We start from the raw sequence: 26260 nt of genomic DNA, 5'->3' as shown, positions 1-26260 counted from the left end.
GATTGTTTGACGTCTTGCGAACATCTCTATACAATCCGTTTTCTCTGACGCGGGGTGGAGCAGTCTGGCAGCTCGTCGGGCTCATAACCCGAAGGTCGTAGGTTCAAATCCTACCCCCGCAACCAGTCGCACCGAGGCTTATAGCCGATTTGTGTATCCGTTTGAATCGCCCTGAATTCACCGTTAGGGCAAACTGAAGGCAAAGCTTGCGTATTCCGTGCGAAGTTGCCCGAAAACTGAAACCCGCCCCGTGCGGGTTTTTTGTTGTCTTTTGTCGGAGAGCAACCTCTTCTACGAGGAGCCGACTTGTCCGCAATTCTCTTCGACGGTAACGATTCAGCCTATCTCGCATGGTTGCATACGCATCCACATGGCGTTGTTCTGAACCGCCGTCGCAACGGGTGATCGACCAGCTACCTCGTTCTCCTCACTGCAATCTGTCGCGCGATCTGTGCGCCACGTCAGAAGGTTGCAGGCAAATTCACGAAACGAACAGGGTACGCCGAGGTGTGTGCGGAAAGCGTTGACGCACTTCGCGCGTATGCCCGTGACCGTTCGTAACGCGCTTTGTGAGCCATGCAGTCAAGGTGCGCGAAACATTATTGCGGATGCAGCACACACCGCTGCGACAACCGCACCAGCGCCGCCAAGCACGGCAAGATTCGCTTTCACAGTTTCCATTACGCCTCTCACATCACCTAATTGCTCGCAGTGTTACCGCGAAATATTTTTCCGGCTTTCGTGACGCTACGTCGATGAACGTGGCATGCAAGGAACCGACGCAAGACGCTGGTGGAGCACGTCTTCCCAGTCCTCGCCGGAATTTTCCGCGCGCTCGCTTTCGAGCGTCGATAGTCCCGCTTCCATGCCGAGCACCGCGCCTTGCTTTTCTGCTACCGGATCAATCCACCTACGGCCGGGGCCGATCCACGTACGCCGCGAATATGCGCCGCGCGCTTCGATGAACGGCGGCGCGTTATCCGGTGGCGGCAAATCATTGACTTCGAGCGCTTCCTCGATAAACGCGGTGCGAACCGGGTACGCGAAGCCGTTAGCGAAGTCGGTACGGCGACGGTTAAGCGTCTTCCACGCTTCGAGCAAGCCCGGCGCGAGCGGACGAATAATTAACATCGCTGCAGTCCTGCGAAAGCTGTTGCGCACTCGCGCAACGCGGCGGCGTGACTGGCGTAGAGGTCGCGCATGGTGAGCTTTTCCGCAGTAAGTACGGCCAGAAACGACAAAGCCCGCATTGCGCGGGCTTCAAAATTTCGGACAAGTTCAGGTCGTCCCAATAATTCGCCATATTAGGCTGGATTGTCGTATGTCAGATCATGATCGCGCCGGCATGCAACGCGCATTGATCGCCCCCCTTTTAGTCTTTGTCTTATTCCCCCCTGTTTCAAACCTGAAGCACGATGACCCGAGCGGGAGCAATTCAGCCCGCTACCGCATCGCCGGCCGCGTTACCGGGCGGATCGCTTTCTTCTACTTCGTGGGGGGTAAATGTCGGAACAGCAGGAATGTAATGGCGAGTTGTATCCGTTCGCAACCATCGGGGCTCGTACCGAGCGTAGCGGATGCGTGACGAGCGGCAGCGTACTTCAAATCTGCGGCCTTCCGGTTACATGCGTCGGCGACATTGTGATGTATAGCGACGTCAGCGAACCGGTCGTTATGGACGGCGCAGGCATCGCGCTTGTCTATTCCGGCAATCCCGTTGCACTCGTTGGTAGCAGCCTGAGCAATGGCGGCAGGATCGTTTCGGCCATCTGGAGCGAGCGCGGGATCTTTGTAGACGAAGACCAAGAGATTGAGGTGCTATTCGATGTCGATTATGTGCCCGAGTCGCACAAACCTTCAGCGCGTTTAGCTGTGGCTGGCGCGACAACACCAAGAGGCGGCGTACTCACGGACGCTACAGGCACATACGAAGTTCAGGAGATGCGCAAGAAAGCTGCGCGCATCGGTGACTTCATGGAGTATGCGGACGGTACGCGCGCCCGCATCATTACCGGGATCGCACTGCCCGGAAAGCCTGCCTGTGCGTTCGGGATTGTGGGCAGCATGCTCGATAACGGCGACGTGATTAACGATAGCCTGCACCGTGACGTGCGCACATCAACAGTCTTTGTTCCTGTCAACGAACACGGCGAAGTAATCACGCGCCAGTAACACACGGGGAATAGCCATGATGCGACGGGTAGCGGTCGTAGGAGACCAGCTCAGTACAGGCGGGCAAATCGACCATTACGAAGGCCCGCTTTGCGCGTGGGGTGACGGCGGCCACCAGGTCGCATTAATCGGCGGCTCCGCGTATTGCGAGGCGTGCAAGAGCACGGGCGTTATCGCGAAAGCCGGAGGCCCGCGCCGAATCAATTTTATGGGTGAAACCGCAGCGGACGGCGATATCGTCTTATGCAATTGCGAAACGCCACCCCGAATCGTTGCGAAGCTTGCGGGCGAATCATGGTGCGATGACGAAGACTATAGCGCCGTCGCACGCGCAACGAATGGCCCGCAATCCTTCGCCGGTCCGCGCGCGACTTGTGACGAACAATACACGCTCAGGGATTCCCAGCGCCGACCACTTGCTGGTGTTCGATATCGCGTGCGCGTCGGCTCAAACATCGTAGCAAGTGGCGTAACCGACTCACAAGGAATAACGCAGCGAATCGCAACGGACGCAGCAAAGCGGCTAGTGCTTGAAATCGCTGGAGGTCACTAATGCGTATTGCTGTAGTAAGAGACCGGGACGTTACAACGACTGGCGGGCGTGTCATTGCATTAAAGGCGATGATTCACGACAACGGGATAAAGCTAGCTCTGGACGGTGAATGGAGTAGCCCCTTGATTCTCAGGACACGAGGCACCCCTTAAAATAAGAGGGAATCTTGTGACTGGTTTCAAGCCTAGGCAAATCGTGGAAAGCATTGAAGTTCTGACCGAGCCGGAGCGCCGTCGTCGACGTTCGGTCCAGGAGAAGGTGGCCATCGTGCAGGAAACCCTGGAGCCGGGAGCAACGGTTTCAGCGGTTGCCCGACGGCACGGGGTCAACCCAAACCAGGTGTTTGCGTGGCGCAAGCAATACGAGGAAGGCAGCCTGGCTGCGGTGAAGGCTGGAGAAGCCGTGGTGCCCGCTTCGCAGTTGGCCACAGCGATGAAGGAAATCAGGGAACTGCAGCGTCTGCTTGGCAAGAAGACGCAGGAGGCAGAAATCCTGAAGGAAGCAGTCGAGTATGGCCGCTCAAAAAACTGGATTGCGCGCTCGCCCTTACTGCCCGGGGACGACCAATGAAAACGGTCTGCGATGTTCTCGGCGTGGCGCGCTCTGCTTTGGCAGTCAGAAAAGCCCGCTCTCCAGACCTGGCAGGACGGCCGCCGCGCCCGACAGACCGACGACACGGAGCTGGTCGCTGCAATCCACGAGCATGTGGCGGACTTGCCGACTTATGGATACCGACGAGTCTGGGCATTGCTGCGACGTAGTCACGAATTGACCGGTGCGCCGTGCGTGAACGCCAAGCGGGTCTATCGCGTCATGCGTGACCATCAGTTGCTGCTCCGGCGCCTTGGCCAACGTCGCGATACCCGTCGGCATGACGGACGCATTGCCGTTGACCGCAGTAATGTCCGCTGGTGCTCGGACGGCTTCGAGTTCCGTTGCGACGACGGCTCGCCGTTGCGCGTGACGTTTGCGCTGGACTGCCATGACCGGGAAGCCATCAGTTGGGCAGCGACTACTGCCGGTCATAGCGGCGACGTCGTGCGAGATGTGATGCTCGCAGCGGTCGAGCAACGCTTCGGCACGACGCAGGCAGGTGCACCCATTGAATGGCTGTCGGACAACGGCTCTGCCTACATCGACCATCGCACGCGCAGTTTCGCTCGCGAGCTGGGTCTGGAGCCGTTGACTACACCGGTTCGTTCGCCGCAGAGTAACGGCATGGCCGAGTCGTTCGTGAAGACAATCAAGCACGATTACATCGCCTTTATGGAGAAGCCCGACGTGCCAACAGCGCTCTCGCATCTGGCCGACGCCTTTGAACATTACAACGAACGCCACCCGCATAAGGCACTAAAGTACCGTTCTCCCCGGGAGTTCCGGCGAACCGCTGCATCATCAACTTAACGGTGTCCGAGTGTCCTGAGTTACCGGGTCAACTCCAGTGAACACGCAACTTGCGGAAACTGCAAGGGATTGTGGCCGATGCACGGAACCGGCGACAAGATGCGGAACCGTGGAACACCGGTTGTACTTGATAACGATCCTGTTCTATGCCCTTGCGGAAAGAATCGAGTAATCGCCGCTTCGGATGCGAAGTGCTTCGTTCATAAAAATACGAATATCGGGCGTTCCACCGTAGGGAACCCGCCGCCTGGAGTTACGCAAACTGCACCCTTCGATGAGCAATTTACCTTGGTTGACGACACGCGCCGCCCGCTCGCACATATTCGCTATCGAATCGTCACCAATAGCGGCCAAGTCACCACAGGTACGACGAACGCGATCGGTGCAACAGAACGCATCGAAACAGATGGAACAGAAAGGCTAAGGCTCTACATAACTGGAGAATCGATCAATGAGTGACGCCGGCAGCAACAGTTACGGCTTCAAGACGAGCGAAAACGAAGAATGGTTCGAGGTTCATTCGAGTGCCGTCACAAATACGAATCCCGGGTCGATGGTTTACGTGTCCATAGATACGACACCAATTTGCCCGAATATGACTGATAGAGAGTTTCGGCAAACCGTACTGTCTCTAAGAGATGAGGCCGTAAAGATCATCCGTCAGCGGCAAAGTGAGCTTTCCATGTGGTCGCCTTCAGCGCGCGATCGAGTCAAGGCGTGGTTTGGCTCGAACGACGACGCTGTGCGGAAGACGCTGATAAACGGATTGAATAATCTTATTCAAGTAATGAATGGGCTAACTGCCAGCAATTTCATTCGACCAGACCCAGAAAGAGACCGCGCCGTCGGCTGCACACCGAATGCAAATAATCGAGGGGAAGTTGCACACGTTTGCGGCCCTGATACGGCTACGCATACAATAGCGATTGATACAAATTTCTGTTACTTGCCGCAAAAGTCAGCGGGTAAATTGTCGTCAATGCAATTGACACTGGTTCATGAATGCACGCATTTTATGGATACATTCGGCACGATTGACTACCGTGGCGCATACGGGAGAACGGCTTGTGGTTGGCTGGCCCGCGATCATTCGGATATTGCGATAAACAATGCGGACAGCATTGCTTGGTACATTTTGGCTCGCGACGAATAGAGAGGATATATGAAAATAGGTATCTATATTTTGGGGTTAGTGCTGACTGCTGCATCATTGCAGGCAACGGCATGTACGATTCTTCTCCAAGACAAAATCGAGTTGCCGCACGGTGCGACAGATATAAGCAACGGCGATCGTCTTGCCCTGACTCGCCACTATCTAACTGCAAGGGAGTGGACGGGAGAAGGAACGAGAGCCACAGTCGAGGCAACCGCGTTCGAATACGAATCGAATCCCAAGCAGCTTGCGGCGTTGCGAGGGGAAAAGATCACGGCATTCCTAAAGCAACTGGGGCTCGACAAAGACGATATAGATGTTGATGAGAGAGTTATAGAACTCAACAAGGGAAAAATTGATCCGGACGATAAATGGCAGATCGGCGTTGAGTTCGTGCCGAAGTGTCCGGCCACCGGCTGTCAAAAACTGTGTAATACGCCGAATCTTCCGGGGGTCGTCAGCTATGCCGTAACAGCAGATACACCCGGACTCGTGCCCGGCAGTAACATTTTTACTTGTGGAGATAAGCGGGAACCGGCTAACGCCCGCATTATTACGCGTGAAGTTTGGACCGCTACTACGAAGGAGCAAGCTCTTACGTTGGCCACTAACGGCGGAAAGCCGCGCGCGGGGGTTTGCTATCAAATCGCGACGAGCGCACATAAATATATAGGTATGACGGACAATCAGGGACGCACCGAACTTCTACAACTACTTGGCCCTGAGTACACAACTATTGAGGTGAAAGTCGACCAGTATAGCTATTAGTCGATTGGCAAAGGTTGCGCAGGGCAAGGATCAGCCTCGTAAGTTCCGCTTCGGCGGGGCTTTATCGATCCGTGAGGGAGCTTGAAAATTAAACGGTTTATATTGACGTTGTTCGTTGTGAGCGCCACGATCGCCGCGCACCACGTTGCAGCGCAAAGACCGGAGACGGTCGACGCAAAACATGATTCGCCGACCACAATCACATCGGGGAAAGCGAATTCAGACCGTTCATTTGTACGTTTTCTATTAGCGTGTAGAAATGGCCCGTGTGCTAGGGTTTATTACACAGTTTGCTACCCATCCGGCGTGGCCGCAATAGGAGAAACAGACGCTAGCGGGTACACGATGTTCTATGAAGCTAATAATGTTCAATCGTTGAAACTCCTTTTAGGTCACCGTCGGCTAGGTGATTGCGAAGACAGGGGACGGTTGGGTATTGGCGTTACGCGAGAGGTCCAATCTCGATAGTCCGTTAGACTACCTGCGCCCCAGTGATTATCAGCCCCGCTTCGGCGGGGCTTTTCGATCCACGAGGAAACTTGAAATTGAAACATCTTATATTGGCGTTGTTCGTGGTGAGCGCCACGATTGCCGCGCACCACGTTGCAGCGCAAGTACCGGAGACGGCCGACGCAAATACAGGGAGCAATCCGACGGATTCGGACCTATCTAAGAAATTCCCGAATTCAATGCAATACACAATTGCCGACTCAGAAGGTAAGCCGTTAGCGCAAATTGCCTACCGGGTAACGTTCCCATCCGGGATAACGGCAAAAGGCGTAACCGATGAATACGGGCACACTGTTCGATTCCGAACAAAAAACCCTGAACGCCTCAGCCTTGCTGTCAAAGCGACTAATGCCAACGTTGCCTTCCTGCCTTCAGCGTCGCCTCACTAAATCGCCAGCCGCCGTTGTTCCTGCGCCGTGTCGGCGTGATCGAATAGCGCGCCTTGGCGGTGAACTTCGTTGATGCGCTCGCACGCGTTATCGAAGTACGCTGAGTCCAACTCGATACTGACGAAGCCCCGCCCAGTTTCGAAGCCGCATTGCCTATTACTCCCGCGCCTCCACCTCACTCCCCATCAATCGCCCATTCCACCGCCGCCTGCGCATGCAACGCAGTCGTATCGAACACAGGCAACGCAGAATCTTCCGCCTTGATCAGCAAAGTAATCTCCGTGCAGCCGAGAATCACCGCCTGCGCGCCGCGCGCGGCCAGCGCTTCGATCACACGCTGATACACCGCGCGCGAAGCGTCGTTCACGTTGCCGTGGCATAGCTCGTCATAAATGATGCGATGCACGTCCGCGCGCTCGGCTTCGTCGGGAATCACCGTCTCCAGGCCGTAGCGCTCGCGCAGACGTCCCGTGTAGAAAGTTTGCTCCATCGTATAGCGCGTGCCCAGCAAGCCCACCCGCTCGATCCCTGCCGCCCGCAGCGCGCTGCCGGTAGGATCGGCGATATGTAGGAAGGGCACGTCGATCGCCGCTTCGATCGATTCATACACGCGATGCATCGTATTGGTCGCCAGCATCACCAGATCGGCGCCGCCGCGTTCGAGTTGGCGCGCGGCGTCGGCCATCTGCTGGCCGAGCGCGGTCCAGTCGCCCGCGCGCTGGTTCGCTTCGATCGGCGCGAAGTCGAGGGTGAGCATCAGACTGCGCGCGTTGTGGTGACCGCCGAGCCGCGCCTTGGCGTGGCGGTTGAGAAGCTTGTAGTACTCGGTGGACGATTCCCAGCTCATCCCGCCGATCACGCCGATCGTTTTCATGTGCTTGCTCCGTGAGTGGATGACGGCGCGGCATCGACCGTCTGTCCGGCGAGTATAGGCGGGCGGCGCGATGCACTGCCGGTACGGATCGCGCGCCGCTCGCCGGTACGCCCGGATGAAAAAACGTCGAACAAATTCGCCGCCACGCGCTTTCTGACGCCGATAGAATCGTAATCAATCAGGACGGGGTCAAAGGGAGCGATAGATGGATCTGATCATCCGCCGCGCGATGCTGCCGCCAGGCGCCGCGCCGCAACATAAAGAGCCGGTCGACATCGGCATTGAAGCGGGCCGCATCGTTGCGGTCGAACCGAATCTGGCCGCCAACGCGCACGAGGAAATCGACGCCGCGGGCTCACTCGTCACGCCGCCGTTCGTCGATCCGCATTTCCATATGGACGCAACGCTCTCGTACGGTCTGCCGCGCGTGAACGCGTCGGGCACGCTGCTCGAAGGCATCGCGTTATGGGGCGAACTGAAGCCGGACCTGACGCAGGAGGCGCTGATCGAGCGCGCGCTGCAGTATTGCGACTGGGCCGTCGCGCGCGGATTGCTGGCCATTCGCAGCCACGTGGATGTGTGCGATCCGCGCCTGCTCGCGGTCGAGGCGCTGGTCGAAGTGAAACGCCGCGTGGCGCCTTATCTTGATCTGCAACTGGTGGCCTTTCCGCAAGACGGCGTGCTGCGCAGCCCGGGCGCTTTCGAGAACCTCAAGCGCTCGATCGCGATGGGTGTGGACGTGGTCGGCGGCATTCCGCATTTCGAGCGCACCATGGCCGACGGCGCGCAGTCCGTGCGCCTGTTGTGCGAGTACGCGGCGGAGCAGGGCTTGCGCGTCGACATGCATTGCGATGAATCGGACGATCCGATGTCGCGGCACATCGAGACGCTCGCGGCCGAAACGCACCGGCTCGGTTTGCACGGGCGCGTCACCGGTTCGCATCTGACCTCCATGCATTCCATGGACAACTACTACGTCAGCAAACTGCTGCCGCTGATGCGCGAGTCGGGCGTCGCGGCGATCGCGAATCCGCTGATCAACATCACGCTGCAAGGACGCAGCGACACGTATCCGAAACGCCGCGGCATGACGCGCGTACCCGAGATGATGGCGGCCGGCATCAACGTCGCATTCGGTCACGATTGCGTGATGGACCCGTGGTATAGCCTCGGTTCGGGCGACATGCTCGAAGTCGCGCACATGGGTTTGCATGTGGCGCAGATGACGGGCGTCGACGGTATGCGCGCCTGTTTCGACGCGGTGACGGTGAACGCTGCGCGCATTCTCGGTCTGGAGGGCTATGGCGTCGCGCCGGGATGCGCGGCCAATCTCGTGCTGCTCGACGCGCGCGATCCGGTGGAAGCAATTCGTTTGCGCGCCGCGCGCCTTGCGGTGGTGAGCCGCGGCAAGGTGGTGAGCCGTGCGCCGGCTGCGCGCGCGGCGCTGTCGCTCGAAGGCCGCCCTGCGCAAGTGGATTTCAAGCTGCATCGCGGCTGATTGCAGCGAGGCTCGGAGCCTCGCCCGAAACAAAAAAACCGGTGCCTGCATAACGCAGGTCACCGGTTTTTTATCGGCCCATGCAAAGCGCCGAGGTTCGCATCAACCGATCAATGCGCCGCGCCCGGCGACATGCCATTGTGGCGCAGCAAGGCGTCGATATTCGGCTCGCGCCCGCGGAACGCCTTGAACGATTCCATTGCCGGTCGGCTGCCGCCCACTTCCAGAATCTCCTTGCGATAGCGCAGGCCGGTCGCCTGATCGAGCACGCTGCCGCTCGCCGTTTGCGCGGCTTCTTCGAATGCCGCGTAGGCGTCGGCGGAGAGCACTTCAGCCCACTTGTAGCTGTAGTAACCCGCCGCATAACCGCCCGCGAAAATGTGGCTGAACGTATTCGGCCAACGCGAGAACGGCGCCTGCGGCACGACATGGAAGCGCGCGTTGATTTCGCTCGCGAGTTCGGTGGCGTTCTTCGTGCCGGACGCATCGAAGCCGGTATGCAGTTGCATGTCGAACATCGAGAACACGATCTGACGCAGCGTGCCGAGACCACTCTGGAAATTCTTCGCGGCGAGCATCTTGTCGAACAGATCGCGCGGCAACGGCTTGGCCGTTTCGACGTGCGAGGTCATGTCGCTCAACACGTCCCACTCCCAGCAGAAGTTCTCCATGAATTGCGACGGCAGTTCGACGGCGTCCCACTCGACGCCGTTGATACCCGACACGCCCAGCTCATCGACACGCGTGAGCATGTGATGCAACCCGTGGCCGAACTCATGGAACAGCGTGATGACTTCGTCGTGCGTGAAGCAGGCCGGCTTGCCGCCGACCGGCGCCGAGAAGTTGCACGTCAGATACGCGACGGGCGTCTGCACGCTGCCGTGCGTGTGCTTGTGACGGCCGCGCGCGTCGTCCATCCAGGCGCCGCCGCGTTTGCCTTCGCGCGCATACAGATCGAGGTAGAACTGCGCGACGAGGCCGCCGTCCTGATTCTCGACGCGGAAAAAGCGCACGTCCGGATGCCACACGGCCGCTTCGTCGCGACGGATACGCACGCCGAAGAGTGTCTCCGTGACCTTGAAAAGACCCTTGAATACGGCGTCTTCCGGGAAGTACTGTTTGACTTCGTTCTCGGAGAACGAGTAGCGCTTCTGGCGCAGACGCTCCGCGGCGAACGTCATGTCCCACGGTTGCAGTTCAGTCATGCCGAGTTCGTTCGCCGCGAATTGGCGCAGTTCCTTCCAGTCCTGCTCGGCATGCGGACGCGCGCGCGTGGCGAGGTCTTCCAGAAAGCTCATCACCTGGGCGGGCGACTCGGCCATTTTCGGCGCGAGCGAGACTTCGGCGAAGTTGTTGAAGCCGAGCATGTGCGCTTCTTCGGCGCGCAGTTTCAGCTGTTCCGCGAGCACCGCGGTGTTGTCCCACTCGGGCTTGCCGTTGCCGTATTGCGGGCCGAGTTCGGAAGCACGCGTCACAAAGGCGCGATACATCGCTTCACGCATCGGACGATTTTCCGAGTACTGCATCACCGGGAAGTACGACGGGAAGTGCAGCGTGAACTTGTAGCCGGTCTTGCCTTCGCGTTCGGCCGCTTCCTTCGCGCCTTCGATCACGTCTTCGGGCAAACCGGCCAGTTCTGCTTCGTTGCCGGCTTCGACGATATACGCGTATGCGTTGGTCGCATCGAGCACGTGATCGGAAAACGCTTTTGAAAGCGCCGCCTGGCGTTCCTGCAACTCGGCGAAATGGGGCTTCTGGTCTTCCGGCAATTCCGCGCCGGACAGGCGGAAATCGCGCAGCGCATTGCCGAGGATTTTCTTGCGCTCGCCGGTCAGCGATTCGAAGTCTACGCTGGCATTCAACGCCTTGTACTTCTCATACAGCGCGAGATTTTGCCCGACGCTCGACCAGAACTCGGTGACGCGCGGCAGATTCTCGCCATACACGGCGCGCAGTTCGGGGGTGTCGGCAACCGCGTTCAGATGGCCGACCACGCTCCAGGCGCGCGACAACGGTTCGGTGGCGCGCTCGACCGGCTCGACCACGTCGGCCCATGAAGCGGGCGTGATCGGCTGGGCGGCGCGCTCGACGGCGGCGGCCGCATCGGCGAGCAGCACATCGAGGGCGGGCGTGACGTGTTCGGGGCGGATTTCGCCAAAGCGCGGCAGGTCGGAGAAATCGAGGAGCGGATTGTCGTGATTCGAGGCGGTAGTGGACATGAGGCTTCCTGTCTGACGCGGGTGAACGGGTAATCGGTGCATCGACGGGCGTCCCCGAGGGGACCGCCTTCGGGGCGCGCGCTATGACGCCCCAAAACAGCCGATATAGACATTATTGGGGCAGGGCGCGTTGATTCCAATCCGTCGGCAGACAAATTATCAGATGTCGCGGCCCTGCGCGCGAGCGCGACATGGCAGCCGAGCGTCCACGCGCACCGAAATCCGCCGCCGTGCTCTGTGCGAAAGCGCACGGTTTCGATTGCTGCCATGCGGCAATGTGGAGCGTCGCTGTCGGTCGGCGGCGTTTTTTTGCAAAGAGGTATCGATGAATCCGCTTTCGGACGCACTCGCGCACAAGGGTAATAATTTCGATCTCGTGCGGCTGCTCGCCGCCATTGCCGTCGTGTATGGCCATTCGTATGTGCTTCAGGCGCCCGACGGCACGACGGATTGGGTTCAGAACGCGTTGGGCTTCGACGGTTTCGGCGCGCTGGGCGTCTACGCCTTTTTCCTGCTGAGCGGCATGCTGGTGACCGCCAGCTTCGACCGGCAACGCTCGGTGCCGCGCTTCGCCGTGTTGCGCATCGCGCGGTTGTGGCCAGCGGTGGCGGCCGGGTCGCTGGTGACGGTGTTCATCATCGGTCCGCTCTTTACGACGCTGACGCTGCGCGAGTATTTCGCCTCCGGCATGACGTGGGCCAATCTCGACAACTTCTCGACTATCGTGCGCAGCGCCGGCTGGGCGCTGCCCGGCGTGTTCGAGCACAACCGCTATCCGGTCGACATTTGCGGACCGCTCTGGACGCTGCCGGTTGAAGTGCGCTGCTATCTGCTCGTGCTCGTGACGGGCATGGTGGGTTTGCTGTCCAGCTCGCGCGGCGTGATGCTCGCGGCCGCGCTCGGCTGCGCCTTCTTCATGCTGCACGTGGATCACGCGCATTGGCAGATCGGCTTGCGCGATTTCAGCGAAACGCCGGACGGCTATTCGTTCTGGCCGGAGCCGTTTTTCATGCTGGGCATGCTGCTGTATGGCTGGCGCGAACGGATCGACATCAACGGGTTGACCGCGCTGGCGTTCACGATGGTGTTTCTGGTGTTCCGCGATACGGCCGGTGCGCAGCCGCTGTTCTATCTCGCCTTCGTGTACGGCGTGCTGTGGATCGGCACGACGCCGCTCCTGCGGCGCTTCGTGCCGCGTCACGATTACTCGTACGGCATCTATCTGTATGGCTTCATGGTGCAGCAATGCGTCGCGAATATCGCGCCGCAGTTGAACCATGTGACAGCGGTGTTGATCGCCGCGCCGGTCATTCTGCTGTGCGCGGCGTTGTCGTGGCACTTCGTGGAACGGCCGGTGCTGAAGTGGTGCCGCGGGCGTCTGGCGCGGTCGTCGACGCCGGTTGCGGCGGGGATGCCGGCTGGCGATCGAGCCGTGCGTTGAACTGAGCTGAGATGCGCTGACGTAAGAGGCGCGTGCGGCGCTGATGGATGCGGATACCTTGGCAAGACGCCAAGGCCGCAAGCATCCCGATGCCGGTGAGGTTGCTTCGCCGGCGTTCAGGCGACCAACGCGAGCGCTAAGAGCTGTGGCGCGCGTTAGCGCCGATAGACGTCGATACCCTGACACAACGCCAAGGCCAAAAGTCCCAAAGCCGGCGAAGACGCTCCGCCGGCTTTTCTCCAGCCGCTTTACGCGTTCGCTGCCGCTTCGCGCTCGGCGGCTTCGATCGTGTTGACGAGCAGCATGGTGATCGTCATCGGGCCGACGCCGCCCGGCACCGGCGTGATGTAGCCGGCCACTTCCTTGACGCCCGCAAAATCCACGTCGCCGCACAGCTTGCCGGCGTCGTCACGATTCATGCCGACGTCGATCACTGCCGCGCCCGGCTTCACCATCTCCGCCGTGAGAATGTTGCGCAAGCCGGTGGCGGCGACCACGACATCCGCGTTGCGCGTGTGAGCGGCCAGATCGCGCGTCTTGCTGTGGCAGATCGTGACGGTCGCGCCGGCTTCGAGCAGCAGCAGCGCCATCGGCTTGCCGACGATGTTCGAGCGGCCGATCACCACCGCGTTCGCGCCTTGCAGCGGAATCTCGTAAGCGGCGAGCATTTTCATGACGCCGTACGGCGTGCACGGACGGAACAACGGCCGGCCGGTCATCAGCGCGCCGGCGTTGGCGACGTGAAAGCCGTCCACGTCCTTTTCCGGCGCGATCGCCTCGATCACTTTGTGGCTGTCGATATGCGGCGGCAGCGGCAGTTGCACCAGAATGCCGTGAATGCGCGGGTCGCGGTTCAGTTCGTCGATGCGCGCGAGCAGTTCGGCTTCCGGCAGATCGGCCGGATAGCGGTCGAACGACGAGCCGAGCCCGTTGTCGTGGCAGGCCTTCACTTTGTTGCGCACATACACTTCACTGGCCGGGTTGTCGCCGACCAGCACCACCGCGAGGCCCGGCTGATGGCCGCGGGCGGTGAGGGCGGCGGCGCGCGCGGCGACGTCGGCGCGCAGGGTCTTGGAAAGGGCTAGGCCGTCGATCAGTTTGGCAGTCATGGTCGGGTCGAGATGGGCAGTTTGGAAAGCGGGGCGGGGCGCAGACGCTCGTGCGTGCCGCGCGCGATGGCGCTTTTCAACGGGAATGGGTCGGCACGTGAAAAGCGCGCGGCGCGAATCGGGGTTAAGCGGCGCTGCAAAGTGCGACATTATACCGGCCCTGCCAGGCATGCCGCGTACGGATTCCTGGCTGCGTGGCGCAGTGGGGACGCGGGTCGTGCGTGCTTCACATGGTGGGCACGAATGCCCGCTTCGAGCGGTGGCGGCCACAGGTTCGCTGCCAAGGCAACTGTTCGCCTATTCGGCGCCGCGCCTGCCGCCGAAAGCCTGGCGCCTGTCGCTTGGTGCCTGCCGCCCGGCGTAGCGGGCGCAAGCTCGGCTGTCAAACGCGACGGCTAAGGCTCGACCGCCTGCCAGCCGGAACCCGGATCGAATGCCGTGATGGCGGCAGCCGCGCGCGTGGTGCGCGGCCCGAGGTTTTTCTCATAGACCTGCCCGTCCTGGTTGACGATGAAACTCATCACGCCGGTCCTGCCATATTCGGCTGGCGAGGCTATCAGTCCGAACCCTTTGCTCAGCACGCCGTTCTCGACATAGTTGTCGGCGCCGCCCTTCGCGTGCGCGCCTTGGGCCGTGAGAATGCGGAAGCGATAGCCGTGATACGCCTCTTCAGACCGCGTGCCGTCGGGCCTGGTGGCGGAGATCGGTCCAAGTGGGCTTTCCGCTTCGCCGGGCGCCGTCTTCCAGTACAGGCCGTCGTGCTGTCCCGGCGTACTGATGAGACGCTGTGCATAGTGCCGGGTCAGGTTGCGATAGTCGTATTGCGCATCGAGATACACCAGCGAGGCCAGGATCGCGCCGTGTTCATTGCGGCCGATGCGGCGTGTCAGCATTTCATCGCGTCCCGCCGGCGGATCGAAACGCCAGCCCTTGCCCGACTGTACGAGCGGAATCGGCAAGGTCCAACCGCTGTCGCCGACCGTCAGATGCGCGGTGGCGCGGCCTTTGTCACTGACTGGATCCTTGACGATCTGATGGTTTTTCGACCATTCGCCGAGGAACTGATAGATGTCGTCCTGGCCGATGCCATCGGTCGGAATGAAGCGATGAAAATCGCCGCCGAGCACGCGCTTGAGCGCGTCTTCGTCGTTGCGGGCGAGGGCTTCGACGAAGGCGTTGGCGGCGTCGTCCGCGCTGGGATAGAGCGCCTGGGCATGGGCGGGAATCGCGCTGATCAGCAGAATCGGCGCCAGCACCAGTGTGCCGGTGGTAACGAGAGCGATCGCAAATGTCAGGACTTGGGCGCGCAGCTTGCGCTTTGCGAATAGATGCATCATCGGATTCTTCCTTTTCTGTTCGACGGTTGCGGCCGGAGTAATGCTCGGCTGCGTCCTCCCGGTGGGGTTTATACGACGAGATGTCGATGCGCGGCACGGGCTGCGTCGCTTCGCCGCGATGGAAAATGGCGCGTCGGATTGGCGGCGGGTAAGTGGTCGAAAGGCTCGATTGACACGCACCATGGCGCGGGAAACGCTCGACTCGCTCCCATTGTTTCGCATCACCAGGCAATGCCGGATGCGGCGTTTCGCAGCACGCGTCGCGCCCGCGTTAATCACCGCGTCGGCAAGGTTTGCTGAGGAATGCTGGGTAATTAAGGAGGGTGCGTCCGAATCCGTCGACCTTGTCGGACGAAAGAATCTGTTGCGGATTGGGGTCAGTGATTGCTGACCGACGCGTATTATTTTGCGCGAGCCGACCGTGCCGAAATCACGCGGTTAGTGTGATTGCCGTGCGATGGAGGAGATGAAAAAGCGCGGGGAAATACGAGGAAAAAGAGGGGCGAGACGGGCCGGACTCGTCATAGTCCGGCCGTTAATGCGCAGTCACTTTCAACCCGTCGACGTCTCTCCCAAAGGCGCTTGCCTTCGGGCCGCGTGCCGCCGGTTGCGGCTTATTGCGCCGGTTGCGGCTTGTTCGACAGCGCCAGTCGCAGCAGATCGGCGACCGTGTTGACGTTGAGCTTTTCCATGATGTTCGCGCGGTGCGCTTCGACGGTCTTGATGCTGATGCCGAGGTCGTCGGCGATCTGCTTGTTCAGGCGGCCGGCGATGATGCGCTCGAGCACCTGATGCTCACGCGCGGTCAGCTTGCCCAGCCGCTCGGCGGCGGCGCGCTGCTGCTGCACGCTGGTGCTTTCGCTGCGCGCCTTGTCGAGCATGCGCTCGACCAGCTTACGCAACTCGGCTTCGTCGAACGGCTTTTCGATGAAGTCCATCGCGCCTTTTTTCATCGTGGACACGGCCATCGGCACGTCGCCGTGACCCGTCACGAAGATGATCGGCAGCGATGCATTGTCGGCGATCAGGCGTTCCTGCAATTCGAGTCCGCTCATGCCGGACATCCGCACATCCAGAATCAGGCACGCGATCTGGCCCGGATGCTGATGCGGCTGCCATGCGTCGATGAACTGCTCGGCGCTGGAGAAGCATTGCACGCGGTAGCCGTTCGCCTCCAGCAGCCAGCGCAGCGAATCTCGCACGGCCTCGTCGTCATCGACGACAAAGACAGTTTCCTGTGTGGTGACTGGGCTATTCATAGCTCTCCCGTAACGGTTTGTGGTGTCGGCGCCTGTGTCCCGCCGTTGCTCGGGCCATCAGGCTCTCCAATAGGCAGACTGCAATGGAACGTGGCGCCTGTGATGTGGCCGTCAGATTCAACGTTGTTCACCACCCACAGACGGCCCCGGTGCGATTCGATAATCGAACGGCAAATGTTCAGCCCCATGCCCATGCCATCGGACTTGGTGCTGTAAAACGGTTCGAACAGCCGCTCGGCTGTCGCTTCGTCGACGCCCGGCCCCTGGTCGACGACGCTGAAGCAGACAAACCCGCTCTCCAGCCGCACGACCACGCGGATCACCGGATCGACCGCGTTCGGACGGGCCTCGGCCATTGCTTCGGCGGCGTTCTTCAGCAGGTTCACCAGCACCTGCTCGATCAGCACCGGGTCGACGTAGATCACCGGCAGGCGCGAGCGCAGATCTGTGACGATGCGAATGCGGCGCTTCCTCGCCTCGATTTCGGCAAGGCCCACGGCGTCGGCGACGATATCGGCGACGCGCGTGGCTTGCCGCTTCGGCTCGCTGCGCTTCACGAACTCGCGAATGCGCTTGATGATCATGCCGGCGCGCACCGCTTGCTGGGCGGTTTTTTCGAGCACGGGCAGCAGATTGTCAGGCGTGGTCCGACCGGATTTAACCAGCGCCACAGTTCCCGAGCAATAGTTATTGATCGCGGCGAGCGGTTGATTCAGTTCGTGCGCGAGCGACGAAGCCATTTCGCCCATCGTCATCAGGCGGCTGGTGAACTGCAGCTTCTCGTCCTGCTGGCGTGACAGTTCCTGGGCCTGCTTGCGGGTGGTGATATCGGTCGCGATCTGCATCTGCGCGAGGTGGCCGTCCACCCACTGAATGTACTGGCGGCGCACTTCGAACCACTTCTGAATGCTCTGCACGTAAATTTCCTGCGCATCCGCGGTGCTTTCGGTCAACGCGGCGGCGGGCAGGCCAGCGTATGTGTCCACCATATCGATCGAATCGGACGACGCCTGTGCGCTATCGAACCCGCCGCCCGCCAATTCCAGATGGCCGTCCGGGCGAATGCCGAACAGATGCCGGTAATAGCGGTTGGCGAACAGCAGCTCGGCTTCGTCGGCGGCCAGCACGGAGACCGCGGCGTCGAGGCTTTCGAGCACCGTGGTGAAGCGCTCGTGCGCCGCGGCGAGCTCTTCGCGCGCGCGCTTCGGCTCGGTGATGTCGGTCATCGACGACATCCAGCCGGTCTGGCGGCCCGAGCTGTCGATCAGCGGCGACACGTAGAGACGAGCGTGGAACAGCGAACCGTCCTTGCGGCGCACCCGCAATTCGAAGCCGGAAGAGGGCGCCTTGCCGCGCAGCGTCATGTCGAGCTGGCGCTGCATTTCGGGGTAAGCGTCGCGCGGCCAGTAGGCGAATGGCGCGTTCTTGCCGACCAGATCGCTTTCGTCCCAGCCTGTCATGCGGCAAAAGGCCGGATTGACGTGGGTGATGCGCCCATGCATGTCGAGCACGCGCATGCCGATCAGCACGGAGTTTTCCATTGCGCGGCGGAAGAACGCTTCGGCGTACAGCGCCTGCTGCGCCTCGAAGCGTTGCCGCGTGTGTTTCCACAAGCTCCACAGGCTCCACAGCACGAAACAGGACAGACCCGCCACCAGCCACACCAGCGTGTTGTTGGTGAAGTTGGTCATCTGCGGGAACGCGTAGACGCGCACCGAGACGCCCTGGCCCGGCGGGTCGAGCGGCAGATCGTAGAACATGTCGCGCGGCAGGCGCGGGCGGGTCGACGTGGTCGTCAACTCGCGATTGTTCACGTCGATGATCGAGATTTTGTATTTGGCGGACAGCTCAGGCGGAATGTCGTGCTTGAGGATCCCTTCCACCGAGAACACGGCGGCGATCGTGCCGAGAAAGTCGCGGTCGCGGAACACCGGCGTTTGCAGCGTGATGTAGCCGTTGCCGACGTCGTCGTAGATGAGCGGCGAATACACCTGGCGGCGCGTATTGCGCGCTTCGGTGAAGGCGGCTTTGACGGCTTCGTCCATCTGCGCGTCGTTCGGCTTGGCCAGACGCTGGCCGAACACGGGCAGCGCGGTATTGGGCCAGCGCGGTTGCTGCGCGCTGGTGTACCAGTTCATGTAGAGGATCTCGGGATGCCCCTGCATGATGTCCGTGGTGGACACCTGGAACGAATGCGGATCGGCGCGGCCGGCGACCAGATCGCGCGCGAGCGCCTGGATCTGTTCCTGCGCGCCGGTCATGGACAGGCGGATCTGCTGCTGCGCCCATGCGACGTTACGGTAAAGCGTGTCTTCCTGCTGTTGCTGTTCGCGCCGGTTCAGGCTCCACAAAATCAGACTCATGACGACCAGGAAGACCAGGATCGACAGAAGCGGCGTAAGCAAATAGGAATTGGACCACCATGGTCCATGGTGCCAGCGGGAGGACGGCGTCGAATCCGCGGGCGAACCGGCGGTGCGCGCCGAGCGTGCGAAAAGCCGTTCGGTCAACATGCGTGGCATTGTAGCGCAGCGTGAAGCTAGCAAATGGCGCAAAAAAGCGCGGAAAGGACCATTAATCGGCGCAAACTAGCCAGCGTATCCGTCGATCGGCAGTCAAATCAGGTTGCGCCGCAACAATTTTCCGCATTATGAGATCCGATCTCGTAATTCGAAAATTTTGTTGCGCTGACGTCGGGACCCTTATTACAATCGGCCGAAGCTGCCGCGGCCGTGCTTCGTCCGCGTCGTCTGTTCAAAGAGCGTTCCTCTACATCCAGGAGACGAGCATGTCCGCTGTACCCGACGAAGTCATGAAATATGTCGCTGCTGAAAAAGACGACGATCCCCAGGAAACCGGCGAATGGCTTGAAGCGCTGGATGGCGTGATTTCTGCTGTGGGCCCCGATCGCGCTCACTACCTGATCGAGAAACAGATTGAATTCGCCCGCGTGCATGGCGAACATCTGCCGTTCTCGGCCAACACGCCGTACATCAACACGATCCCCGTTTCGCGTCAGGCGAAGATCCCCGGCGATCAGGACATCGAACACCGCATTCGCTCGTACACGCGCTGGAACGCCATCGCGATGGTGCTGCGCGCGGGCAAGGACACCAACGTCGGCGGCCACATCGCCTCGTTCGCCTCCGCCGCCACGCTGTACGACGTCGGCTACAACCACTTCTGGCATGCGCCGTCCGCTGAACATGGCGGCGATCTCGTGTTCGTGCAGGGCCACTCGTCGCCGGGCGTCTACTCGCGCGCGTTCCTGCTGGGCCGCCTGACCGAGAATCAGCTCGACAACTTCCGTCAGGAAGTGGGTGGCGAGGGCATCTCGTCGTACCCGCACCCGTGGCTCATGCCGGACTTCTGGCAATTCCCGACCGTCTCGATGGGCCTCGGCCCGATCATGGCGATCTATCAGGCGCGCTTCATGAAGTACATGCAGGCGCGCGGCATTGCGAAGACCGATGGCCGCAAGGTCTGGGCCTTCCTCGGCGACGGCGAAACGGACGAGCCGGAATCGCTCGGCGCGATCGGCATGGCCGGCCGCGAACGCCTCGACAACCTGGTGTTCGTGATCAACTGCAACCTGCAGCGCCTCGACGGTCCGGTGCGCGGTAACGGCAAGATCATCCAGGAACTGGAAAGCGAATTCCGCGGCGCGGGCTGGAACGTCATCAAGGTCATCTGGGGCAGCCGCTGGGATGCGCTGTTCCAACGCGACAAGTCCGGCGCGCTGATGCGCCGCATGATGGACGTGGTCGACGGCGAGTATCAAACGTACAAGTCGGAGTCGGGCGCGTATGTGCGCGAGCACTTCTTCAATACGCCGGAACTGAAGGCGCTGGTCGCCGAATGGTCCGACGAGGAAATCTGGAACCTGAACCGCGGCGGCCACGATCCGCACAAGATCTACGCGGCGTTCCAGGAGGCGTCGAATTCGAAGGGCCAGCCGACCGTCATTCTCGCGAAGACGATCAAGGGCTACGGCATGGGCGAAGCCGGCCAGGCGATGAACATCACCCACCAGCAGAAGAAGCTGCACGTGGATCAGCTGAAGAAATTCCGCGACCAGTTCCGCCTGCCGATCGCCGACGACGACCTCGTCAACGTGCCGTATCTCAAGTTCGAAGAGGGTTCGAAAGAACTCGAGTACATGCGCCAGAAGCGTATGGACCTCGGCGGTTATCTGCCGGCGCGTCGCCAGAAGGCCGAGTCGCTGCCGGTGCCGGAACTGTCGGTATTCGAACCGCTGCTCAAGGGCACGGGCGAAGGCCGCGAGATCTCCACGACCATGGCGTTCGTGCGGATCCTGAACATCCTGCTGAAAGACAAGGCGCTCGGCAAACGCATCGTGCCGATCGTGCCGGACGAGTCGCGTACCTTCGGTATGGAAGGCCTGTTCCGTCAGATCGGTATCTGGAATCAGGAAGGCCAGAAGTACGTGCCGGAAGATTCCGACCAGTTGATGTTCTACCGTGAGTCGGAAACCGGTCAGATTCTGCAGGAAGGCATCAACGAAGCCGGTGGTATGTGTGACTGGATCGCGGCCGCGACGTCGTACTCGACGCACGGCGAGATCATGATCCCGTTCTACATCTTCTACTCGATGTTCGGCTTCCAGCGTATCGGCGACCTCGCATGGGCAGCCGGCGACATGCGTTCGCGCGGCTTCCTGCTGGGTGGTACGGCCGGCCGCACCACGCTGAACGGCGAAGGTCTGCAGCACGAAGACGGCCACTCGCTGCTGTGGGCGGCTTCGGTGCCGAACTGCATCAGCTACGACCCGACCTTCGGTTACGAACTCGCGGTCATCATGCGCGACGGCCTGCGCCGCATGGTCGCGGATCAGGAAGACGTGTACTACTACATCACGGTGATGAACGAGAACTACGAGCACCCGGCGATTCCGCAGGGCGACTCGGTGGAAGCCGACATCATCAAGGGCATGTACGCGTTCCGTAAGGCCGAAGCGGACAAGAAGGCGCCGCGCGTGCAACTGATGGGCGCGGGCACTATCTTCAACGAAGTGATCGCCGCCGCCGACCTGCTGAAGAACGACTGGGGCGTCGCCGCCGATCTGTGGAGCGTGCCGAGCTTCACCGAACTCGCGCGCGAAGGCCACGAAGTGCAGCGCTGGAACCTGCTGCATCCCACCGAAGAAAAGAAGCTCTCGCACGTCGAGAAGCTGCTGAAGGACGCACAAGGTCCGGTCATCGCATCGACCGACTATGTGCGCGCGCTGACCGAGCAGATCCGCGCGTTCGTGCCGCAGAAATTCGTCGTGCTGGGCACGGATGGCTACGGCCGTTCGGACACGCGCGAAAAGCTGCGCCACTTCTTCGAAGTCGACCGCTACTGGGTGACGGTTGCCGCGTTGAATGCACTCGCAGATGAAGGCACGATCGAACGCAAGGTAGTCGCCGAGGCGCTCAAGAAGTACAACCTTGATCCCGCCAAACCCAACCCGATGACCGTCTAAGGCATCATTCCCCGTGTGCCATGGCGTGCGCGCCCGCTCCTGCATTTGCAGGGGCAGGCCGCGTGCGCGGCCCAGGAGACACTAACAATGAGTCAAGCGATCGAAGTCAAGGTGCCGGACATCGGCGATTACAAGGACATTCCTGTGATCGAGGTGCTGGTGAAGGCGGGTGACACCGTCGAAAAAGAGCAATCGCTCGTTACGCTGGAATCCGACAAGGCGACCATGGACGTGCCGAGCTCGGCCGCCGGCGTCGTCAAGGAAGTGAAGGTCAAGGTCGGCGACAACGTGTCAGAAGGTTCGCTGATCGTCGTGCTGGAAGGTGCGGAAGGTGGCGCGGCTGCGCCGGCTCCGGCGCCTGCCGCTGCTCCGGCTCCGTCGGCGGCTGCGGCCCCCGCGGCTGCACCCGTCCCCGCTGCGAGCGGCGGCGGTCTGCAGGAAGTCAAAGTGCCGGATATCGGCGACTACAAAGACATTCCCGTGATCGAAGTCGCGGTGAAGGTCGGCGATCGCGTCGAGAAAGAGCAGTCGCTGGTGACGCTCGAATCCGACAAGGCGACCATGGACGTGCCGAGCTCGGCTGCCGGCGTCGTCAAGGAAGTGAAGGTCAAGGTCGGCGATACCGTGTCGGAAGGTTCGGTGATTGTGATCGTGGAAGCGGAAGGCGGCGCGGCTGCGGCCCCCGCTCCGGCTCCGAAGCAAGCGGTCGAGAAACCGTCGGATGCGCCGGCCACTCCGTCGCCGGCTCCGGCGGCTCCGTCGGCGCTCGCTCAGGCGCCGGTGATTCCGGCTGGTGAAGGTGGCGCGCGCCATGCGAGTCATGCATCGCCGTCCGTGCGTAAATTCGCGCGTGAGCTCGGTGTCGATGTGACGCAGGTGCAGGGCACGGGTCCGAAGAACCGTATCACGCAAGCCGACGTGACCGCCTTTATCAAGGGCGTCATGACCGGTCAGCGTGCTGCGCCGGCTGGTGCGGCCGCACCGGCGGCCGCGGGCGGTGGCGGCGAGTTGAACCTGCTGCCTTGGCCGAAGGTCGACTTCACGAAGTTCGGTCCGGTCGATCCGAAGCCGCTGTCGCGCATCAAGAAGATTTCGGGCGCGAATCTGCATCGCAACTGGGTCATGATTCCGCACGTCACCAATAACGACGAAGCGGATATCACCGAGCTGGAAGCGTTGCGCGTGAAGTTGAACAAGGAATACGAAAAGTCGGGTGTGAAGATCACCATGCTGGCTTTCGTGATCAAGGCTGTGGTCTCGGCTTTGAAGCAGTTCCCGACGTTCAATGCCAGCCTCGATGGCGATAACCTGGTGTTCAAGCAGTATTTCCATATCGGGTTTGCAGCTGATACGCCCAATGGTCTGGTCGTTCCTGTTATTCGCGATGCGGACAAGAAGGGGTTGATCGATATCGCCAAGGAAATGGCCGAGTTGTCCAAGCTCGCGCGTGACGGCAAGCTGAAGCCGGATCAGATGCAAGGCGGCTGCTTCTCGATTTCTTCTTTGGGTGGCATCGGTGGCACGAACTTCACGCCGATTATCAATGCGCCTGAAGTCGCGATTCTCGGTCTGTCGCGTGGCGCGATGAAGCCGGTTTGGGATGGTAAGCAGTTCGTGCCTCGGCTGACGCTGCCGCTGTCCTTGTCGTATGACCATCGGGTGATCGATGGTGCCGCGGCGGCCAGGTTTAATGCGTATCTTGGGGCGCTTCTTGCCGATTTCCGGCGTGTGATTCTTTGATCGTGTAGTTGCGTGGGGCGCGGGTTTCTTTCTGTTTCTGTTATCTGCGTCTCTCTGTAGAACCTGATTTCTTGTCGGTCTATTAGCGTCGCCCCTGTGCGGGGCGGCACCTACTTTTCTTTGTCTTCCAAAGAAAAGTAGGCAAAAGAAAGGCGCGTCCTTCGGCGGACGGCAAAGGATGTTTTCTGTTTGCCGCGCTGCTAGCTTGTAGGCTGCTTTTTTTGGGTTCTTCCTTCATCACGGTCAATAAGAGAAGGGGACACTAATGAGTCTCGTCGAAGTAAAAGTGCCGGATATCGGTGACTTCAAAGACGTCGATGTCATCGAAGTCAATATCAAAGCGGGCGATGTCATCGAGAACGAACAGGCTCTCATGACGCTCGAATCCGATAAGGCCTCCATCGAAGTGCCGAGCGATACCGCCGGCACGGTCAAGGAAGTTCGCGTCAAAGCCGGCGATAAAGTCTCGCAAGGCACGGTCATCGCGCTCGTCGAAACGTCGGCGGATGCAGCGCCCGCGAAAGACGCACCGAAGGCGCCGGCCAAGGAACCTGAGAAGGCGCCTGCTCAGGCGGAAGCCAAACCGCAAGCGGCGCAGGCGGCTCCGGCCAAGGCTGCCACGCCCGCTCCGCAGGCGGGCAGCTTCTCCGGCAACGCGGATATCGAATGCGACATGCTCGTGCTCGGTTCGGGCCCCGGCGGCTATTCGGCGGCGTTCCGTTCGGCTGACCTGGGTATGAAGACGGTGCTGGTCGAGCGTTACGCGACGCTTGGCGGCGTGTGTCTGAACGTCGGCTGTATTCCGTCGAAGGCGCTGTTGCATACCGCGCTCGTGATCGACGAAGCCGAAGCGCTCCGCTCGCACGGCATCACGTTCGGCAAGCCGCAAATCGATCTCGACAAGCTGCGCGACTTCAAGTCGGGCGTCGTCAAGAAGCTCACCGGCGGTCTCGCCGGCATGGCGAAGATGCGCAAGGTCGAAGTGGTCACGGGCACGGGCTCGTTCGTCGATCCGCATCATATGGAAGTGCAGGTCGAGGGCGGCAAGAAGGTCGTCAAGTTCAAGCAGGCAATCATCGCCGCGGGCTCGGAAGCGGTGAAGCTGCCGTTCATTCCGGAAGATCCGCGTGTCGTCGATTCGACCGGCGCGCTCGAACTGCGGCAGATTCCGCAACGCATGCTGGTGATCGGCGGCGGCATCATCGGGCTGGAAATGGCCACGGTGTATGCCACGCTCGGCGCGCAGATCGACGTGGTCGAAATGCTCGACGGCCTGATGGCCGGCGCGGACCGCGATCTGGTCAAGGTCTGGGAGAAGTACAACAGCAAGCGTTTCGCTAACGTCATGCTGAAGACCAAGACCACCGCGGCCGAAGCGAAGGACGACGGCATCTATGTGTCGTTCGAAGGCGAGAAAGCGCCGGCCGAAGCGCAACGCTATGACCTCGTGCTGGTTGCCGTCGGCCGCTCGCCGAATGGCAAGAAGATCGGCGCGGACAAGGCAGGCGTCGCGGTGACGGAGCGCGGTTTCATCGACGTCGACAAGCAGATGCGCACTAACGTGCCGCACATTTTCGCGATCGGCGATATCGTCGGCCAGCCGATGCTCGCGCATAAAGCCGTGCATGAAGCTCACGTCGCCGCCGAAGTCGCACACGGCGAAAAGGCGTACTTCGATGCGCTGCAGATTCCGTCGGTTGCCTACACCGATCCGGAAGTGGCGTGGGCCGGCAAGACGGAAGACCAGTTGAAGGCCGAGGGCATCAAGTACGGTAAGGCTGTGTTCCCGTGGGCCGCGTCGGGCCGCGCGATCGCCAACGGCCGCGACGAAGGCTTCACGAAGCTGCTGTTCGATGAGGAAACGCATCGCGTGATCGGCGGCGGGATTGTCGGTCTGAATGCGGGCGACCTGATCAGCGAAGTCTGTCTGGCGGTCGAGATGGGTGCGGATGCAACGGATATTGGTAAGACGATTCACCCGCATCCGACGCTCGGCGAATCGATCGGTATGGCCGCCGAGTTGTATGAAGGCGTCTGTACCGACCTGCCGCCGCAGAAAAAGAAGTAACGCGATTCGGACCGTCTGCATTCGTGCAGGCGGGATCGATAAAAAAAGCGGCGCGCCCCGTAAAGGGCGCGCCGCTTTTTCTTCGGGCAGCAGAGTAGGGCGGCGCCGCCGCGACGACAGTGAAAAGGCGTGGGATAAAAAAATCCCGGCCTTTCGCCGGGCAAACGATACGCTATTCAACGTATCGGAGCGTTCGGCCAATTAACACCGTGTGAGCGGCAACGGCACAACGCTGTTGCTTGCGGTAACGCCGGCACAACTCGTGAGCTGCGCCGGCGCCA

The 26260-nt window shown here is 60.8% G+C and carries 17 protein-coding genes, 1 tRNA gene and 1 pseudogene; 12 read left to right on the top strand and 7 right to left on the bottom strand.

The window, feature by feature from the left end; genetic code table 11:
* The first annotated feature begins 48 nt into the window (after positions 1-48).
* Positions 49-125, top strand: a tRNA-Met gene (locus tag BPHYT_RS12915).
* A 622-nt stretch (positions 126-747) separates the two neighbouring features.
* Here BPHYT_RS12915 and BPHYT_RS12910 read toward each other — a convergent pair.
* A complete protein-coding gene (locus BPHYT_RS12910; RefSeq protein WP_012433596.1) occupies positions 748-1131 on the bottom strand; it encodes a phage portal family protein in 384 nt (127 codons plus the stop codon).
* A gap of 372 nt (positions 1132-1503) precedes the next feature.
* Here BPHYT_RS12910 and BPHYT_RS12905 point away from each other — a divergent pair, with 372 nt between their 5' ends.
* The 6 genes and pseudogenes from BPHYT_RS12905 (at position 1504) to BPHYT_RS38190 (ending at position 6949) form a co-directional block, all read left to right on the top strand.
* Positions 1504-2172, top strand: coding sequence for a PAAR domain-containing protein (locus tag BPHYT_RS12905; RefSeq protein ID WP_012433595.1), 669 nt, complete (start codon positions 1504-1506; stop codon positions 2170-2172).
* Between the two features lie 757 nt (positions 2173-2929).
* Positions 2930-4129: pseudogene (locus BPHYT_RS12895) on the top strand (IS3 family transposase).
* Between the two features lie 78 nt (positions 4130-4207).
* Positions 4208-4588 (top strand): hypothetical protein, encoded by a 381-nt coding sequence (locus tag BPHYT_RS38195; RefSeq protein ID WP_012433591.1) that lies wholly within the window; start codon positions 4208-4210, stop codon positions 4586-4588.
* Entirely contained in the window at positions 4581-5282 is a 702-nt protein-coding gene (locus tag BPHYT_RS37270) for a M35 family metallo-endopeptidase (protein ID WP_012433590.1), read from the top strand. The genes BPHYT_RS38195 and BPHYT_RS37270 overlap by 8 nt, the downstream gene beginning before the upstream one ends.
* Positions 5283-5291: 9 nt before the next feature.
* Positions 5292-6050, top strand: coding sequence for a hypothetical protein (locus BPHYT_RS12890; RefSeq protein WP_012433589.1), 759 nt, complete (start codon positions 5292-5294; stop codon positions 6048-6050).
* Positions 6051-6589: 539 nt separating this feature from the next.
* Entirely contained in the window at positions 6590-6949 is a 360-nt protein-coding gene (locus tag BPHYT_RS38190) for a hypothetical protein (protein ID WP_148225089.1), read from the top strand.
* Positions 6950-7124: 175 nt separating this feature from the next.
* On the opposite strand, the gene BPHYT_RS12885 is transcribed toward BPHYT_RS38190, so the two are convergent.
* The gene (locus BPHYT_RS12885; protein WP_012433586.1) at positions 7125-7823 is read right to left on the bottom strand and encodes an aspartate/glutamate racemase family protein; all 699 of its coding nucleotides are present in this window, start codon (positions 7821-7823) and stop codon (positions 7125-7127) included.
* 205 nt (positions 7824-8028) lie between these two features.
* On the opposite strand from BPHYT_RS12885, the gene BPHYT_RS12880 reads away from it, so the two are divergent.
* Positions 8029-9321 carry an amidohydrolase family protein gene (locus BPHYT_RS12880; protein ID WP_012433585.1) on the top strand — a complete coding sequence of 431 codons (1293 nt, stop codon included), beginning with the start codon at positions 8029-8031 and terminating at the stop codon, positions 9319-9321.
* A gap of 110 nt (positions 9322-9431) precedes the next feature.
* Here the strand turns inward: BPHYT_RS12880 and BPHYT_RS12875 are convergent, their stop codons facing one another.
* A complete protein-coding gene (locus BPHYT_RS12875; protein WP_012433584.1) occupies positions 9432-11540 on the bottom strand; it encodes a M3 family metallopeptidase in 2109 nt (702 codons plus the stop codon).
* 325 nt (positions 11541-11865) lie between these two features.
* Here BPHYT_RS12875 and BPHYT_RS12870 point away from each other — a divergent pair, with 325 nt between their 5' ends.
* A complete protein-coding gene (locus tag BPHYT_RS12870; RefSeq protein ID WP_012433583.1) occupies positions 11866-12981 on the top strand; it encodes an acyltransferase family protein in 1116 nt (371 codons plus the stop codon).
* 248 nt (positions 12982-13229) lie between these two features.
* On the opposite strand, the gene folD is transcribed toward BPHYT_RS12870, so the two are convergent.
* The 4 genes from folD to fixL form a co-directional block, all read right to left on the bottom strand.
* Positions 13230-14090, bottom strand: a complete 861-nt coding sequence (gene folD / locus BPHYT_RS12865) for a bifunctional methylenetetrahydrofolate dehydrogenase/methenyltetrahydrofolate cyclohydrolase FolD (RefSeq protein ID WP_012433582.1) — start codon at positions 14088-14090, stop codon at positions 13230-13232.
* 395 nt (positions 14091-14485) lie between these two features.
* Complete coding sequence (locus BPHYT_RS12860) at positions 14486-15427, bottom strand: DUF2950 domain-containing protein (protein WP_012433581.1); 942 nt, start codon at positions 15425-15427, stop codon at positions 14486-14488.
* A gap of 614 nt (positions 15428-16041) precedes the next feature.
* On the bottom strand, positions 16042-16686 hold the full coding sequence (fixJ, locus tag BPHYT_RS12850) for an oxygen response regulator transcription factor FixJ (RefSeq protein WP_006051254.1): 645 nt from the start codon (positions 16684-16686) through the stop codon (positions 16042-16044).
* Positions 16683-19199, bottom strand: a complete 2517-nt coding sequence (fixL, locus tag BPHYT_RS12845; protein ID WP_012433580.1) for an oxygen sensor histidine kinase FixL — start codon at positions 19197-19199, stop codon at positions 16683-16685. Before fixL ends, fixJ begins: the two co-directional genes overlap by 4 nt.
* Before the next feature lie 275 nt (positions 19200-19474).
* Between fixL and aceE the strand changes: the two genes are divergently transcribed.
* From aceE to lpdA, 3 genes are all read left to right on the top strand, one after another.
* Positions 19475-22171: a pyruvate dehydrogenase (acetyl-transferring), homodimeric type gene (gene aceE, locus BPHYT_RS12840; RefSeq protein ID WP_012433579.1), complete on the top strand. Its 2697-nt coding sequence runs from the start codon at positions 19475-19477 to the stop codon at positions 22169-22171.
* An 87-nt stretch (positions 22172-22258) separates the two neighbouring features.
* A complete protein-coding gene (gene aceF, locus BPHYT_RS12835) occupies positions 22259-23911 on the top strand; it encodes a dihydrolipoyllysine-residue acetyltransferase (protein WP_012433578.1) in 1653 nt (550 codons plus the stop codon).
* 265 nt (positions 23912-24176) lie between these two features.
* Positions 24177-25979, top strand: coding sequence for a dihydrolipoyl dehydrogenase (gene lpdA, locus BPHYT_RS12830; protein WP_012433577.1), 1803 nt, complete (start codon positions 24177-24179; stop codon positions 25977-25979).
* The last annotated feature ends 281 nt before the right edge of the window (positions 25980-26260 follow it).

This window comes from Paraburkholderia phytofirmans PsJN, assembly GCF_000020125.1.
In the GTDB taxonomy this organism is placed as follows: Bacteria; Pseudomonadota; Gammaproteobacteria; order Burkholderiales; family Burkholderiaceae; genus Paraburkholderia; species Paraburkholderia phytofirmans.
The sequence above is the reverse complement of the archived record's forward strand: the minus strand, read 5'-3'. Positions and strand labels throughout refer to the sequence as shown.